The sequence below is a fragment of the Dulcicalothrix desertica PCC 7102 genome, from assembly GCF_003991905.1.
Lineage (GTDB): Bacteria > Cyanobacteriota > Cyanobacteriia > Cyanobacteriales > Nostocaceae > Dulcicalothrix > Dulcicalothrix desertica.
Map to the genome: position 1 here is coordinate 207,080 of NZ_RSCL01000003.1, position 16,886 is coordinate 223,965.

General features: G+C 36.6%; 10 protein-coding genes. 9 read left to right on the plus strand and 1 reads right to left on the minus strand.

Going from position 1 to position 16,886, the window contains the following annotated elements:
• Positions 1–588: 588 nt before the first annotated feature.
• From dpdF to dpdJ, 5 genes are all read left to right on the plus strand, one after another.
• Complete coding sequence (gene dpdF / locus DSM106972_RS07580) at positions 589–3,126, plus strand: protein DpdF (RefSeq protein ID WP_127080128.1); 2,538 nt, start codon at positions 589–591, stop codon at positions 3,124–3,126.
• Positions 3,123–4,031, plus strand: a complete 909-nt coding sequence (gene dpdG, locus DSM106972_RS07585; protein WP_127080129.1) for a protein DpdG — start codon at positions 3,123–3,125, stop codon at positions 4,029–4,031. The genes dpdF and dpdG overlap by 4 nt, the downstream gene beginning before the upstream one ends.
• Positions 4,028–7,174: a protein DpdH gene (gene dpdH / locus DSM106972_RS07590; RefSeq protein ID WP_127080130.1), complete on the plus strand. Its 3,147-nt coding sequence runs from the start codon at positions 4,028–4,030 to the stop codon at positions 7,172–7,174. The genes dpdG and dpdH overlap by 4 nt, the downstream gene beginning before the upstream one ends.
• 11 nt (positions 7,175–7,185) lie before the next feature.
• The gene (locus DSM106972_RS07595) at positions 7,186–7,881 is read left to right on the plus strand and encodes a hypothetical protein (protein WP_127080131.1); all 696 of its coding nucleotides are present in this window, start codon (positions 7,186–7,188) and stop codon (positions 7,879–7,881) included.
• Between the two features lie 102 nt (positions 7,882–7,983).
• Positions 7,984–12,483, plus strand: coding sequence for a protein DpdJ (gene dpdJ / locus DSM106972_RS07600; protein WP_127080132.1), 4,500 nt, complete (start codon positions 7,984–7,986; stop codon positions 12,481–12,483).
• Positions 12,484–12,636: 153 nt separating this feature from the next.
• Here dpdJ and DSM106972_RS07605 read toward each other — a convergent pair whose 3' ends face one another.
• The gene (locus tag DSM106972_RS07605; protein ID WP_186538891.1) at positions 12,637–12,969 is read right to left on the minus strand and encodes a hypothetical protein; all 333 of its coding nucleotides are present in this window, start codon (positions 12,967–12,969) and stop codon (positions 12,637–12,639) included.
• A 344-nt stretch (positions 12,970–13,313) separates the two neighbouring features.
• Between DSM106972_RS07605 and DSM106972_RS07610 the strand changes: the two genes are divergently transcribed.
• Genes DSM106972_RS07610 through dpdD form a run of 4 tightly spaced genes read left to right on the plus strand, consistent with a single transcriptional unit; the run spans position 13,314 to position 16,861 of the window.
• Positions 13,314–13,658 carry a hypothetical protein gene (locus DSM106972_RS07610; protein ID WP_127080133.1) on the plus strand — a complete coding sequence of 115 codons (345 nt, stop codon included), beginning with the start codon at positions 13,314–13,316 and terminating at the stop codon, positions 13,656–13,658.
• Positions 13,648–14,046, plus strand: a complete 399-nt coding sequence (locus tag DSM106972_RS07615; RefSeq protein WP_325052163.1) for a hypothetical protein — start codon at positions 13,648–13,650, stop codon at positions 14,044–14,046. Before DSM106972_RS07610 ends, DSM106972_RS07615 begins: the two co-directional genes overlap by 11 nt.
• Positions 14,047–14,086: 40 nt before the next feature.
• On the plus strand, positions 14,087–14,596 hold the full coding sequence (gene dpdK / locus DSM106972_RS07620) for a phospholipase D-like domain-containing protein DpdK (RefSeq protein WP_127080134.1): 510 nt from the start codon (positions 14,087–14,089) through the stop codon (positions 14,594–14,596).
• 12 nt (positions 14,597–14,608) lie between these two features.
• Positions 14,609–16,861, plus strand: coding sequence for a protein DpdD (gene dpdD, locus DSM106972_RS07625; protein WP_127080135.1), 2,253 nt, complete (start codon positions 14,609–14,611; stop codon positions 16,859–16,861).
• The last annotated feature ends 25 nt before the right edge of the window (positions 16,862–16,886 follow it).

Sequence of the window (16,886 nt, forward strand, 5' to 3'; positions counted from 1 at the left end):
GACATCACCCTTGTGGCAAAATTACAACAGTACATGTTAGACTCATGGGAATACGATAATTTTTCTTAGCTGCTAGTGCAATTTAAATTTTACTTATTGTTGATAAGCCTGAATTAGTACATTTGCCTTATCAAAATAACTGGCGCACCTAATTTTAGTTCCTATAAAATTGTGTATTCCCTATTTTATCTTGTTATCTTATTCATCTTGTTCTCTTGTGGAACGGGCATCCTTGCCCGTTTGTAATGTTGAAATTTATAGGACGGGCAGGGATGCCCATCCCACAAGATGCATCACAAGATGTATCATAAGATGTATAATTACTTCCCAAGATTACTGATTTTATTTTTAAAAATATTAAACTGCTGGCGCCGTTATCATTCTCAAACTATCCAGTATAAGTAGTATTACGAGTACGAAAAATTACAGTTGGCAATTTTAAAAATAAAATGTTACAAAAAATTTAACTGGAGTTAATCCGGATTTAATATTTTTTTGATGAATATACTTGGCTAATATTAATCGTATTAGTTAAATTACTGAGATTATATAGATAAATATTATACATAAATGAACCAGTGATGATTTATGACAGATTCGTTTGCGGAACTGCAAGAAATTCTCGAAACAGGTAACGTTCCTGAAGATACAAGACATATTACAGAACCTTGTCATCGGCGCCTTCTCGATGCGTTACTTGATAATGCGGTTTCTTCGGGAGATATTGCGAGTTTAGTACGTCATGTACTGCGACGAGAAGATGAAAAACAGGGTGGAAGTTCTGCAACTGTTATCAACGTATCTCGTAAACCTCGTTTTCCAAAGCGTGAAGTTTGGGAAAAAAGTAGTATCAGTATTTACAATGGCGACGATAAAGAATATTACACGATTAGCGCGCGTCCTTGGGAACCAGAATGGCTAGATATTGTAAATAAACCTCCAGATAAAGCTGTTTTTAAAGAGGAACTTCGGCGAAATTATGATTATGTCGCAGGAGACCCGTTTTTAAAGCTTATGGGTTTAGATAATTATCGCAGTGTTGGTCAACGAAGTGCGATTCATAGTATTTTGACGGCGCCTGTTGATGCTACTTTGATAATTAATCTACCTACAGGTTCAGGAAAAAGTCTTTGCGCGCAGTTACCAGCTTTGCTAAATTCGCAACATAGAGGTGTAAGTATAGTAGTAGTGCCAACAACAGCACTAGCGATAGACCAGGAAAAAGGATTGAAGTCTATTATTAAGCATGATACGGCGTATTACAGTGATGATAGCCAAGAGGGGAAAGAACGACGTGAGGCAATACGCACACGAATTCGTGAAGGTACTCAAAGGATAATTTTTACCTCTCCTGAAAGTTTAATGGATTCACTGGCGCCTGCGTTATACGAAGCAGCAAAGCAAGGAACGTTAAAGTACTTTATCATCGACGAAGCGCACATGGTCGAGCAGTGGGGAGATGATTTTCGTCCTGCTTTCCAAGAAATTCCAGGTTTGCGAAAAGATTTATTACGTCTTGGTTCTTTTACAACACTACTACTAACTGCGACTCTTACTGAATCTTGCCTAGAAACCTTAGAATCATTATTTGGAAAAGACCTGAAAGTAATTTCTGCCGTACAGTTACGTCCAGAACCTTCGTACTGGTTTAACGAGTGTAGAAACGAAGAAGTTAGGGAAGAAAGATTAATTGAAGCAGTATATAATCTCCCACGTCCTTTAATTATCTATGGAACCAAAGTTGAAGATGTTAAAAAATGGAAAAAGCAATTAGAGAAAGCAGGGTTTAAAAGATGTGACTTGATGACAGGTAAATCGACTTCTAAACAAAGATTAGAGCTAATTGAGAAATGGCGAGATAGAAAAATAGATATAGTAGTGGCAACTTCTGCATTTGGATTAGGTATTGACCAAGCAGACGTGCGTGCGGTAATTCATGTTTGTGTGCCTGAAACTATTGACAGATTTTATCAAGAAGTTGGTAGAGGTGGAAGAGACGGTAAAGCATCAATCTCATTAACGCTGTATACAGAAAACGATATAAAAACTGCTCGTGGAATTAATGAGAAATCAGCAATCACTATTGAAAGAGGTAAAGAGCGTTGGCAAACAATGTTTGATAGGAAAAAAAGTATAGGTGATGGTAGATATCGTGTTCCCGTCAATACACCTCCTTCTTTGCGACCAGAAGATATAGATATGGATAGCAAGCAAAATACAGCTTGGAATATCCGCACTTTAACTTTGATGAGTCGGGCAAAGTTGATTGAAATCGATTTTGAAGAACCACCACTGAAAAAAGACTTTGAGTTTGAGTCAGAAGCAGCATATGAAAAAGCATGGGAACATTACCGTAATCAGAGAGTAATTCGTATTCGTAATGAATTACATCTAGATAAATCTACCTGGGAGTCTGAAGTAGAACCAATCCGCAAGCAGCGTCAAAGCAATAGCTACAAAAATATTGAGCTAATGATAGAAGCTTTAAATGCCAAACGATGCATTTCAGAAATCTTTCAAGAAGCCTATACAATTTTCCTACGTAATGTGGGAGAAGCAAAAAATAGAGTGAAAGTATTTCGGTCTTGTGGTGGTTGTCATGTTTGTAGGAACAATGCGATTGAACCTTTTTCAGGAATCATGCCTGAACCTGGTGTTATATGGCAAAAACCCAATCAGCAATGGGGTGAAGAACTTGAGGGATTGTTGTGGGGTGAGAAATTGCTACTAATTTTCTATGATTCATTGGAAGAAAAAAATATAAAGCGCCAATTCAATCGAGTTTTTAAATGGTTTTTAGAACAAGGTATTAAGAACGTAATTATTCTCAAAGAATATCAGGAAAATTTGATGAAGGAGGTTAGTCGAATCCCCAATGCTTTAATTTTTCTTTGGGAAAGTTATCAACCTATAAAAATGCCGAGCGAACCCACATTAATTTTTCATCCTCCAGGAAAAAGACTACCATTTAATTATTTATCACAAAAGAGTATGCCACAGGCGCCTAGAATAATATTGTTACCTACAGACACTCCTGACCCTAATAGAACCGATAGAAAATTAATTGACATTTTTCCAGGACGGTATTTTAAATTTGAACTCTTCTGTATGGAGATTGGTATATGAGTATTTTGAAAGAACCTTTGGCAACTCCTAGTAGAGTTAGAGGAATTTTTAGATATCTGTTACAAGCGAAAGGGCAAAAAGAAAAAAGAGAAGTATTAGAAAAGCTTTTGTCACCAGATGAACTGGTAAAAGATGCACCCCCGGGCCGTCCAATGTTTCGCAAAACGATTAATCAAATTAAAACTAGAACAGTAAATGAAAATATTAACATTGGTCTTTTGATTGAAGAAGAAGACGAGATAGCTATAAATCCAAGTCTTCCAGAAGATGCTAGAAATCCTCAAATTGGCGACAAATTATTACCTGATACTCTAACTACTCTATTTTTTGCCTCTGATAACGCAGATGAAGAAGACTTTGGTCTTGTTTGCGCTTGGTTTCTAGCACAAGATATATACGATGCTCCTGGAAACTGGGAAGCAATACAAAATCAAGTCAACGCGCAAAAAGTAGGTGAGTTGCTAAAAATGACAAACAATTCACTTTTTGGTCAGATGGATGACTGGATGTGCTATTTAGGGTTGTCTTGGGGTCATGCGTTAGAAGGACAGAAGGTTATTGTACCCGACCCTACACTTTATATAAAACGCAATTTAAAGCGTATATTTAATGAGCAGGTCGGTACAAAAATTTTAATTAGAGAATTTATTGATAAATTAGCAGAACAATGTCCTTTATTTGAAACGGGTAAATTTCGAGATGAGATAGAAATAAATATTGGACGGCGTCAATTAAATTATCTTTCTACAAGTACAGCTTTTGCATTATTTAGATTACGCGATGAAGGTTATATTGAACTAAAAAGAGAGTCCGATGCTGACTTGATGATTTTACCAAAAGCAAATAATCGAGTTGATAGCGAAGGGCAAATTTCTCATATTATTTGGCAAGGAGAAAAACTATGAGTTTTGAAAACTTTGTTTGCTGGGATTTAGAAAAAGTACGTAGGGTGATGAATGTTGAAGCAATTCAAGCAGATAATCATTTGTTTTTGGCAACTCATCATCCAATCGCAATGTACCTTCAAGACCTGATAGAGGCGCCATCACGAATTGAATATGATGAGGAGAAGTTTTTAAAAGATTTTCTTGCAGAAAATAATTTTGCTTTTGTTCCTGTTTTAGGTGGTTCTGGCACAGGTAAGTCTCATTTAATTCGCTGGTTAGCTGCAAAAATCCAATCAACTTCTAAACGTAAAGTATTATTAATTCCTAAAATTGGTACTAATTTAAAAGATATTATTATTCGCATTCTCGATGGCATGGAGGGACAAAAATTTGATGAATATCGTCAGCGTATCGATAGAACTAGCAATAGTTTAACAGAAATTCAAATTAGAGAAAATCTTTTAAATCAACTTGCCATAGCTATCGGACCGAATGGTCAGCATGACTATAATAATCTTAATGACAATCAACAATATATTGTTGGTGAAGATGGTTTAGAAACACTTTTATATGACAATTTTTTTCGTAGAAGTTATTGGCTTAAAGATGGAGGGATTATCCAACAATTAGTTGCTCATATTTTCGGACAAAGTGATACGGTGGAAAATATTGAAGCCAGGAAAGAGTTTTCAGTTAATGATTTGCCAAAAAACGTAACAAATTTCAAACAAGCAGGGAGTTCTGCACAAGCATTTTATAGCTACTTGATTAGTAATGATGATATTCAAGTAGAAACTGTAAAATGGTTGAATAGGCATTTAGACAACGCAATTACAAGAGTATTAGATTTAGGTCGTGAAGACTTACAAAGACTAATGCGAGAAGTGCGCGAAACTCTTGCAGAACAAGAAATAGAACTAGTTTTATTAATCGAGGATTTCGCTAAGTTACAAGGTATTGACCGAGAAGTATTAGAAGCAGTTTTAGCACGACCCGAACAACCAGGAAAAAAACCTTTGTGTGCGATTCGTACAGCTTTAGCTTGTACTACAGGTTATTTCGCAAGTTTTGTTGACACCATCAAACAGCGTATAACTTTCAGCGTTAATCTTGATGTTGGCACAGTTAATAATAAATCTTTAGTTACACAAGCTGATATCCAAAAATTTGTTGCCAGATATTTAAATGCGGTTCGCTTAGATGACCAAGCTATTCTTGATTGGGCAAATAATAATCAAGAACAAGATTACAAAAATGAAGCACCAGTTAGTTTTTGTAATGAGTGCAAACATCGTCAAGCTTGTGACGCAGGATTTGGAAGTATTAATGAAATTGGATTGTATCCTTTTAACAGTGAAGCATTAGAGCAAATGTTAGGTCGAGTTAATAAAGGTACTTTTAACCCTCGAATATTAATAAAGGATGTATTAAAGTATACTCTTGACAATGGATTAGAAGATATCAGAAAAGGAAGTTTTCCATCTACTAGTTTACGCGCGCATTTTGGTAATATGCGGTTAAGTGCAATAGCGCAATCAAACATTAAATCAAAAGACCCACAAAACTTTGAGCGACGTGCGGTACTTATTGATTTGTGGACTAATAGTCAGGAGCTTTGTAATTTACCTATTGAAGTACACACTGCTTTTAATCTACCTTATATACAGGGCAACATTAATTTTGCAGAAACTAAAACAGAGCTTAATCAGGTCAGGTATACTACATCGCAATCTCAACCAAGTCAAGTTACGCAAACTCCACGTGCTGTTGAAACTCAAGGAGGGAGAGGTTACAAAGTTGACTCAAAAACTTCAATAGAAACAACTGAGCAAAGCGAGGCAGAAATTCCAGAAAAGTTACAAGAACAGATAAGAATTTTAGATAACTGGAACAATCAAGGTATTTTACCTCAAGATTTAGCAGCATATTTACGTGAATTTATTTACCCTGCAATAATTGCCAGAATTCAATGGGATGATGAACTTTTATTAGGAAAGGTTTTTGCAAGTAGCACTAGCAAATATTTTAAGCAAAGAAATATAGTTTACTATAGTCCTAGAGTAACAAGAGAAACAATATCTGGGGTTAAATTATCGCTTCCTCTAAACCCTAATGACTCCGATGAGTTTAGAGAAACAGCCATAGCATTTCAAGCTATCTTACAATATAAGTATTATAAGAACTGGAAGTTTCCAGACGGTGACTACTACTTCCGTATTTACAGCAAGCTACTTGATAAATGGAGTCAGTATGTACTAAATACTATCCGTCTTTACGACCGTGAGTCAGGAGAAGTTTGGAACCCAGTACCAGCAGCAGTAGAATTATTAGCAATAGCTGCAACAATGGCAGGACACGCAACTAATTCTCTAGAAAACTTGATTAATGCGTTATTTCTTGATTTAGATAGAGACGATGCAACTCGCAGTCAAAGTTGGAAGAAGCTTTATGATTCTCTTAAAAAACAACGTGATGACTTATTAGAAGTTGTTAGAAGTCGAATTGCTTGCACAAAAGGTAGTTCACCTCAATTTCAAATTATCGATGTTGTTCAAATTATCGAACCCTTAGAAAAAGTCAGAAAGTCATGGAAACCCCAATGCGAAATTCCTTTAGATTTTGGCGATAAATTTCCAGAAATCTCTAAAGCACGTCAGCAGGTAGATCAGTTACTGGAACAAGCAATTCAAGAAGAATATGACCGTCAGTTTAAAAGCTATAACTTGTTGATATCCGACTTAGGTGAAGATATTAAGAAAACAGAAGTTCTTGATGCTGTAAAATCAGCATTAGAACATGCACAAGACGCAGCTGTATTACGTGGTGGTAAAAGCGCTGAGGAATTAACAAAAGTTATCGATCAATTCCGTCGCACTGCAATCACTAAATATCAGGACGTAATGAAGCGCGTTCAAACAGAGAAAGAAGCAGGGAACGATTCGGGCAAAATATTGCAGCTTCTAAGCGAAGATTTTCAAAAAGTCATTTTCGATTCTTCACAATTTTTGCGGTATACAAATAATTTTCTAGATGCTTCGATTTTAAAAGCGCGAGAGTCTATTAATGATTTAGAGGAATTTGAAGGAGGTTCTATAGAATCTTGCTATCAAGGGATTAAAGAAGATTTAGCTGATTTGCAAAGTTTGATTAATGAAATTTAAGGAATAATAGAATGCTTTTAGACAAAGCTCAGGAATTTATTGAATTATGCGAAATCAAGAAAACTAAACAAAAATTTGCTAGTAATCTTGACACTTTCAAATCGAAACAAAGACAAATAAATGAAGCGGTTAATACTATTCGTCCAGTTATTGAAGCTTTAAAAGCTTTCCGTAAACGAGAGATATTAAATGATGTGGCGCCAACAACGAGTGATTTATTAGCTACTATAACCGAAGCTGAAAAAAAATTTAATGAAAATTCTGATTCAATTATTGATTTTAAAGTCAACACTTTAAAGTCAAGAATCGAAACTCTAAAAAAAATCCTAGAGCAGCAGTTAATTCAATCTTGGAAAACCTATTTAAATGATAATATGCCTAGTACAAATAATGAAGTACTAAATGTAATGGCAAAATTTGATGAATTCAAACAAACTGTTAACGAAATTCGGAATTTAGATAAAGAGATAAAGGAAGTTAACTATCCTAAAAACGATGCTGAATTTACCAAACATGAAGGCAAAATCAAACAATTAAAGCTGTGCTGGGATGTCGAATCAGATAAATTTCCCGAAACAATATTGCAGTTCCTGAAAGATGCAGCTAACCCCAATAAAGGTGCCTCTCTAAATCTTCTCACCACCGAGGTTAAAGATTGGATTGAGAAGTATAATATTTCTGATTCGTTAAAAATCCGCTTAACTTAGATATCTTATGTCATTAGTAGTGTAACGAAGCATCTTCTAATTCTCATTATCTCAAAGATTCTTCGCTACGCTACTAATGACAATACTTACTTTTTGGGTTATATGGTTATTGATTGGGATAAGTTAGTTAGGGAATTTCTCGATACCTTAGAGCGCAAAGAGGTGCAACTTCTCTCGTGGGGTATTGTTGATGGTGGATTTTCTGAAGAAGAAATAGAAGAACTAGCACAAGAGTTCTTTGATAATAACGATATTGATGAGGATGCTTGGGATTTAGTGGAGTTAATGCTGGAACGGCGCCTTATATTCGATTTTAACATCAGAGGTCGGCGCCTATACCGCAGTCGCATGGCTGAAGCGGTAAGATTATTCGCGCGTCTTCGTCAACTTTTCCCTAGCAATAATTGGCAAACTGCCCCTACAATGGTTGCCGATTATCGTTTACAAATTACCCCTAGAGTTTATCCCAGAAGACATATAACGTTACAAACTGTAATTGAGTATTTACAAAATGACAAACAAAATGACAAAGTATTAACTCCCATACGGCAACAAGCAATTACAGCTATTCTTGATTCCCCTACAAGTGATAATGAAATTTTACTTGCTGATTTTCAATTACGCGCGACGAGTAGAATGTTGCGCGATTTGAATAGTACAAAAAGTCGGGGGATGATTGTTTGTGCGGGTACGGGGACAGGGAAGACTTTGGCTTTTTACTTGCCTGCATTGGCACATATTGCGGGTTTGGTTAAAAAAGATGAGTATTGGAGTAAGGGTTTAGCTATTTATCCTCGTAATGAGCTTCTCAAAGACCAATTTTCTGAAACTTACCAACAAGCACGGCGCCTTGATGCTGTTTTAGGTAACGATAAGCGTAAAATTATTATCGGCGCCTTTTTTGGCTTAACTCCCAAAAGTGCAACTCTACAAGATGTACAAGAGAAATGGGAGTCCCAAAGCGGTGGATTTACTTGTCCTTATTTAAGATGTCCAAAGTGTGATTCTGCTTTATCTTGGCAACGTGCTGATTTGGAGGCAAAAAGAGAGAAACTTACTTGTTTAAACCCAGATTGCCGCAATATTATTCATGAGTCAGAAGTAATTCTCACGCGCGAGAGGATGGCAAAAACTCCTCCTGACCTGGTTTTTACTACGACAGAAATGTTAAATCGCTCGATGAGTGATTCAAAATATGGTCATGTATTTGGAATTAGGGCGCCGAAAACCCCTCAGATTATATTACTCGATGAGGTACATACTTATACGGGAATACATGGCGCCCAAGTTGCTTATTTACTACGACGTTGGCAATACATAATTCAAAACAAAGTTCACTTTACTGGACTTTCGGCAACATTAGAAAGTGCAGCAGAATTTTTTAGTCAACTTACAGGTTTAAATTTAGGTTGGATTGAAGAAATATGTCCTGGTAATGACTTAATTGCTGAGGGGATGGAATATCAACTTGCGCTTAGAGGCGACCCTGTATCTGGCACTACTTTATTATCTAGTAGTATTTTAACGGCAGTTTTATTAAGGCGTGTGCTAGACCCTAGGGTTGAACCTGCTAGCAAAGACTTTTACGGTTCGCGGGTTTTTGCTTTTACTGATGACCTAGATGTTACTAATCGTTTGTTCCATAACTTATTAGATACTGAAGGACTGAATAGTTGGGGGCGCCCAATTAGGAAACGTTTACCTTTAGCAGCTTTACGCGCGCGTAGTAATGCTGAGAATAAAGAACGTTTGGTTTATGGTCAATCTTGGTTGATGTGCGAAGAAATTGGTCATGGTTTAGAAATTCCCTTAAATATTGGACGTACAAGTTCCCAAGATACAGGAGTCAGCTTAGATGCAGATATTATCGTTGCCACTGCATCTTTAGAAGTGGGATTTAATGACCCTGATGTTGGAGGTGTAATTCAACACAAAGCACCACGCGACATGGCTTCTTTCCTTCAGCGCAAAGGACGAGCAGGACGAAAAAGAGCTATGCGACCTTGGACTGTGATAGTACTTTCTGACTATGGACGTGACCGTATAGCTTATCAAAATTATGATATGCTATTTAGCCCAGTTCTAGAAAAGCGTTTTCTACCTATTGCCAACCGCTATGTAATACGAATTCAAGCTGTTTTTGCATTTATGGATTGGGTTGCTACTCAATTAGTTGATGCAAATAAAGGTAGTGTTTGGAATGACTTTGCAGCACCAGCGTTTCACGATAAAACACGTCAGCAGCGAGAAATTGACCTGATCAAAAATCTTCTTGAAACTGGCGCCAAGCAACGTGAGTTAGAATTATACCTTCAAACAGCGCTAAATTTGACTAAAGAAGAAGTAGAGACAATTCTTTGGGAACCACCAAGGTCATTAATGATGGCAGCACTTCCCACTTTACTACGTCGTTTAGAATCTGGTTGGAAATGTTATCCTCTTAATCCTGGTGATGATGCAGAAAAAGATTATCAAGTTGATTTTTCACCCTTACCAGATTTTGTTACTTCTAATTTATTCAGCGATTTATTATTACCAGAGGTATTAATTACAACACCTGCCCAAACCAAAAATAGCACCCCAGATATGCATATAATGCCTATGGTGCAAGCGCTAAAAACCTTTTCACCAGGTAGAGCATCACGACGTTTTGGTGTACAACATATTCGTGTTAGTCACTGGATTGCTCCATTAAATTTTGAAGAAAGAATACAATCTTTACCAATCAAAAAATATTGTGCGGAACTTGAAGAAGTTGGAATTTTCCAGCTTCGCGAAAATGGAAAAATCCTTAATATACCTACTTACCGTCCTTGGGCAATAAATCCCACTCAAATTCCAGCAGATATTTCTATAACCTCAAATGCTTATTTACAATGGCATTGTCAAATATTACCACCTACTGGAACCAAGCTGGAAATTCCCAAAGGTTCACCGTGGCGCCAAATTATTACAGAAATTTCCTGTTTTACTCATACTCAGCAGTCACCAATTGAAGTAAGAAGATTTGCAATTGCCTCCCATGCTACTATACGCTATCAAAATGGACGCGAGTTTGATACTACTATTGGTTTTGTAGATAATAATAACAATTCTGCGGCAGTAGGGTTTGCTGTAGCAGTAGACGGTTTAGTATTTCGCTTTCGCATTCCTCCCTTTACCTACACAGGGGGTTCATCTCGCACAGCATATTTTCGAGACCGCATTATCAAGGATGCGGAATTGTTTTATTTCACAAACTATTTCCAGCGTGAGTGGCTTTATCAAATATATATATCAATGCTGACTGCACGCGCGCTTCAAGAGCAAATTTCTTTACAAGAAGCTTGGGAAATTTTAAAGCAATGCGATATAGGTAGGGAAATGGCAGCAGTTTTAGAAAATATCTTCCAAACATTAGATATCGAAGAAATTTTGCTCGAAGATGGACAACCAGACGAAGATAGAGTAGTTGGGCGCCAGAAAGTACATGATAAACTATTAACGCTTTGTAACAATGTTGAAATACAAAGTATATTAAATGATCTGGCGCCAGTTCTATGGTTAGAACCAGATGAACAATGGCACCAATGGGCAGCATTACGTTTTAAATCAACTTTAGGAGGAGCAATACTCGAAGCATGTAGACAGCTATGTCCTCAATTTGACATCGATGATTTAATTTTAGATATAGACTCAGGCGCCTCCGAAGATATAGAACAAGAAATACAAGAAATCTGGATAACCGAGTCTACCATAGGTGGCGGTGGAGTTATCGAAGAAATAATAGCAAGGTATGCAGCAGACCCAGCTAACTTTTTCCGCTTGGCAACAAGTGCATTAGAACCTTCAGATTTTGAAATAGTAGACTCAGAACTAACGCGGTTACTTGAATTAATAGATACCAATGATGAAGTGAATTATGCAGTTGCAGACGCGCGTGCTGCTGAGGGGTATAGTGAATTAAAACAAGCAACAGATAATCTACGCAGAGTTTTATCTGAGCAAAGAATATTAGTTACCCATCCCGTTATCACTGCAATTAATGCCAGAATTTTACGTCCCGGAAGTACACCACAAACCGATAAGCTATTATTAGATTTAATTCATTTATGGCATCAAGAAGAAGCGCGTTTAGGTATTGATATAGATGCACGAGTATTTGCTTACATAGCCAGTACAAATAACAACTTAGACCAAGCCTTACAGCATCTTGGTTTATTACAGCCTAATCCTTATTGGCGCTTTCAAGTAATTTACGGGTTATTATGGGCAAGAGGAAATACCATCCGTTCGCGCGCTTTATCTCCATATAATCCCTTTGTAGCACTCCCCGAACCTGATAGAGAAATTTTACTCAACGTACTCCAAGCAAAAGAACGTATAATTATGCTGGATGATATTGACTGGCGCCAACAAATAGAAACAGCATTTAGTCAGGGTATGTCAGTATTATTAATGGGGCGCCCAGAAGCACTACAAGAATTAAAACTAGCTATCTTACAATTAGTAGCAGAACCAATAGAACTTGGTTTCTTACAAGTGTACCCACTAATAGAAGGAGTACAAAGATATTGGCAAGGATTTGGAGTCAGATTAACAGTACAAGAAATAGTACAATAAACGTAGGTGCGGCAAAAGCCACCAATAGAAGTAGGTTATGCTTAGTTTTTAATTAAGATAAATCAATTGTTTTGTCTTTATCTTTTTTTGTAGTGTCGATATTACCTTGTAAGTCAGCTTCTCCAATGTGAAGTCCTCTACCATCAAAAACTTCTATATGGGCGCCTTTGCCCCATCAAAAATTTGATTAAGCCATTCCTCTGTCTGAGTAGCTAACGTCTTTGCATCTTGACCAAGACAAAGCTTTTCATGTACTAAATCATCTTTCTTTTTATAAAGTAAATTAACTGTTTGTTCTCCCTTTGCCCCTACATTAGGAAAAGAGGTCAAAGTATATTTAAAATAAGAGTCTTGCGGTCCTAATCTATCAGCAGAAATATAATGAATACGGCTAAAATTTAAAAATGAATTTAAGAAACTAAAATCTATTTCTCGGTGGCTATTATTATGTACTTTATTGAAATGGTTTACAGGAATTAAATCCATTATTATAGATGAACCCTTAGACTCTTCCTCATCAAGCGTATTACTGCGACTTATTGAAAAAACTCGATTATAATCAAACTCGATATTGTAAATTTTAACTACGTTACATTATTCAGACTTGCTATGGAAACTAAAAAGGACAATAATCCAATTATGGCATTTTGTAAGGGTTCTATATTCAAATGGCGCCCAGATACTGTGTTCACTCACGCTATAATATTTTATGGCGGAAAAAGTGTCCTCAGAGATTCAGGATGAGGTGAGCAACATAAAACAATAGTACTATAACAAGAGCCTTAGTATAAAGCATAACTAACTAACTTAATAAATTTGTCCGAACTATAATGCCTGATGAACAACGTATAGACCAATTTTTTGAGCAACTTGTGTGCGGATATACAGAGGCAGAAGTTGCCGAAATAAGGCAATATATAGCTGATTGGGATACTTCTACTTACGTCACTGTATCTCAGAGTATTCTAGATCATGCTTCTAGGAAAGAGTTCGACCGACTTAAATATTTGCGAAAAGCTCATAATTTTAACAAAAGTAGAGCAGCAAGGGTTCCAAAATCTGGGTATCGTCGAGATGGTTCAGCAGTCTACCGCAAAGGAAATGAATATTTAATTGTAAGACCAGATAAATTTGGAACTGAAAAAATAGTTACTTATGGAGTGAATGATGACTAAAACAGCCTTTAATACTCAAAGCCTTGAAATAAAAATAAATTATATTACTCAATTATTAGATAAATTAACAAATGATTATAAAAACACGAAACAGGAGCGAAAAGAAATTGCGTCTCAGTTTTATATAATAGATGAAGAATTTAGTTTATTAGAAGAAATTGAGCTATTGACGGTGAACATTCGAGGTTATGCTAGCCAAATTCAGGCAACAGCTAAAATTGAGAATCAACAAGAGGCTATTGGACAGTTACAAGCAATGAATGCTTTTGATATTCCTGTAATTGCCCAGTTTTATTTTAATAATAATGACAACTATGAACAAATCAAAGGTTATATTAGAAATTTGGACTACCTGCGCTTAGTAATCCTTGAATTTCTGTGTCCATAGATTATAAATAGTAGTGCATATAAACTAAATATAAAATTAAATGCCTTCTCGCTATATTCACTCTCGCTTAAGTTCTCGTCAAGTTCCTAACTTGCTGCAAGCAATTTTCGTTGCGGAACTACTAACTCCTAGTAAATGTATATGGCTTGTTTCACCGTGGATATCTGATATCCAAGTTATAGATAATACTAGTAATTCTTTTATGTGCTTGGAACCGTCTTGGAGTCGTTCACGCATTTTACTTTCTCAAATTCTTACTACCCTGACTCAACGAGGAACCATAGTACATGTTGCAACTCGTCCAGATAAACACAACCGTAGTTTCGTAGAAGCACTTCTTCTCAAAACTGATGGTGTTAATTGTCAAGTGCATAGTACCGATGAACTTCATTCTAAGGGTATTTTAGGAGACGGGTATTATCTAGCTGGTTCTATGAATTTTACTTATAACGGTATCACTGTAAACGAGGAAGCGTTAACTTATGATACATCACCACAAGTGATTGCCGAGCAACAGTTGATTTTTGGCAGTCGTTGGGGAGTTGTGTAGGATAAATCAGTCATGAATAAAAGCAATGCTAATACTGTACATTTTCTGGAACAGTTTTTCGGCGCCAGTAATAAATTTGATTTAGACAAGATTAAGTGTACCGAAGGAAAAAGCGCGAAAATTCGTCCTTGGGTAGAGTTGTTGACCCAAAGTGAAGCTCAACCTACCATCCTTCCATGCTGGCGCCCAACAAACAATCAGGTAGATTGGTATGGCATTGCTTTTTCAGCAAAACAGTTGCGTCGTTTAAGCGAAGAGTTAATGGCATTTGTCGGCCCAACGTATTCAACGTATCGGGGACAAACTGCACAACTTAATTTAGAAGACCCAATAGAAGCGGCAGTTAATGAATTCACACAAGGTAATGCAATAAAATTTAACGGAGATTCCTCTCAAGTTTGGCAAGCACTTGAACGGATGCGCCAAGTAAGCGCGCGCTGTGTCAAACATAATAGAGAAATTCCCCGTCCAACAGGTAGAGTACTGCGGGATTTTTATATGGCACTACAAGCAGACGCCCGCAGTTGTGCAGAACAAGAACTACAGTATCTTGCTAACCAACACCGCTTAGATGCTCTCAATCTTTTATTTTTGCGTGTGCAACTTTTAGCAGAGTTAGAACAATGGAATGAATTATTACAACTTCCAGAACTTAGCAATCTTTTACAGGTAAAAAGACCGTTTGCCGTTACAATAGCATTATTAAAAGCAGTATACCAAGTTGAACTTCTGCATTTTGAAGAAAAAAACACACCTAGTAGCGCAATAGCTTATTTTAAAGAATTTGTTTTTCCCCGGTATCAAAATCTTTTTGCTGCCCGTGCAGGTAGTAGAGTTCCAGAAGTATTAAAGTTATTTATGCTGCTAGCTGTAAGCGTAGAACCAAAAAAACCAGCTTTACGTGATGAGCTATTAGCAATTGAGACAGCAGAACACCGTAACTACTTAGAAAGACTAGCTGAGTCTTTACCTGATATTACACCTTGTAATGAAGAAGACCCTTTACAACAAGCCGAAAAATTAGCGTCTGAAGCAGATTTTGATTCCTGTTTTTTAGTTTTACGCGATATTCCATCATCACACCGTAAAGTTAGCTTACTGTTTCAAGGCGCCTACGAGTTACAAACATTAGAAGCAGAAAAAACCGCATTACAAGCTTTTGATGAGCTTACGATTGAAGAACAAACAGCCTTTTTGAAGTTACGTTGGAATCAAGATTGCTTAAACCGATGGCGAGGAAGTACCGAAGAGGTAACAAATACACAATTAGCTGAAACAGTTCCAGCAAGCTGGTTAGAATGGTTATTACAACTAAATAAACAGCCAACTTGGGAACGCGCGCTATTTACTGCACGTCAGGGTTCTAGCGAATGGGATGTTACAAGTTTACTGGCACAACCAAATGCTGTATACGAATTTGAGGAATTACTAAGCACAGTTGGCTCGAAAGCTGAATCTGTTCTACACAATGCAATTCCTTATTTATTGGGATTTTTCCAAAAGGATGAGTTATTCCCTCGGAGTGAATTTTTTAACCTTTACCAATTATTATTAGAAATATTAGTTATAAGTACCGAAGGTGGAGATGTCGATTTAGTATTGTTTAACGATTTAGTAATTGCACTGTTAAATCTTGGTTTGGATGCTAAAAAGTATACAGATATAATCAACTGTGCTTTAGACCTTTGGAAGCGCTATGAATCTCCGAAAAAAGTTGATTGGGCATTAGATTTACTCGATATACTAGTATTAAATTATAGTCCAAATATGAGCGTGCGCGAGCAAACTTTATTTACTGTAGCCGAAAGCTTACGAAATTTTGCAGGACGCATCGACGAAGAACAATGGGGAATTTTGCGGTCTTTAGTTAAAGACTTAAAGTTAGAAGAAGCTTTTTCATGGTTATTTGATAAACAACTTGTAGAACAAGAAAGTGAAGTAGATGTTTTTCAAAAGCTCAATGGCAAATCAGTACTTATTTATACTCTTACTGAAACCGCAGCGTTAAGGGTCAAAAGCATTTTAGAAGCAGCTTCTAAAGTAAAAGTTAATATTAGTCATGATAAAGGTGGTACTGATAGACTAGGGCAGTGGGTAAAAAACTCTGACATTGTTTTAATGGTGACAGCTAGTGCAAAACATGCAGCAACTAATTTTATTGAAGCACATCGTCCATCACATCTGGCACCGATTCTTTTAGTCAATAGCAAAGGTAGTGCAAGTATGCTGCGGATGATTAAAGAGTACTTAACAAAAATTGGCTAATTAATAAATTTCGATGGTGCGTGAA

Coding starts and splice junctions, on each gene's coding strand:
- DSM106972_RS07610 (WP_127080133.1), top strand. CDS start 13,314: ATGCCTGATGAACAACGTATAGACCAATTTTTTGAGCAACTTGTGTGC.
- dpdJ (WP_127080132.1), top strand. CDS start 7,984: ATGGTTATTGATTGGGATAAGTTAGTTAGGGAATTTCTCGATACCTTA.
- DSM106972_RS07595 (WP_127080131.1), top strand. CDS start 7,186: ATGCTTTTAGACAAAGCTCAGGAATTTATTGAATTATGCGAAATCAAG.
- DSM106972_RS07615 (WP_325052163.1), top strand. CDS start 13,648: ATGATGACTAAAACAGCCTTTAATACTCAAAGCCTTGAAATAAAAATA.
- dpdK (WP_127080134.1), top strand. CDS start 14,087: ATGCCTTCTCGCTATATTCACTCTCGCTTAAGTTCTCGTCAAGTTCCT.
- dpdH (WP_127080130.1), top strand. CDS start 4,028: ATGAGTTTTGAAAACTTTGTTTGCTGGGATTTAGAAAAAGTACGTAGG.
- dpdF (WP_127080128.1), top strand. CDS start 589: ATGACAGATTCGTTTGCGGAACTGCAAGAAATTCTCGAAACAGGTAAC.
- DSM106972_RS07605 (WP_186538891.1), bottom strand. CDS start 12,969: ATGGATTTAATTCCTGTAAACCATTTCAATAAAGTACATAATAATAGC.
- dpdG (WP_127080129.1), top strand. CDS start 3,123: ATGAGTATTTTGAAAGAACCTTTGGCAACTCCTAGTAGAGTTAGAGGA.
- dpdD (WP_127080135.1), top strand. CDS start 14,609: ATGAATAAAAGCAATGCTAATACTGTACATTTTCTGGAACAGTTTTTC.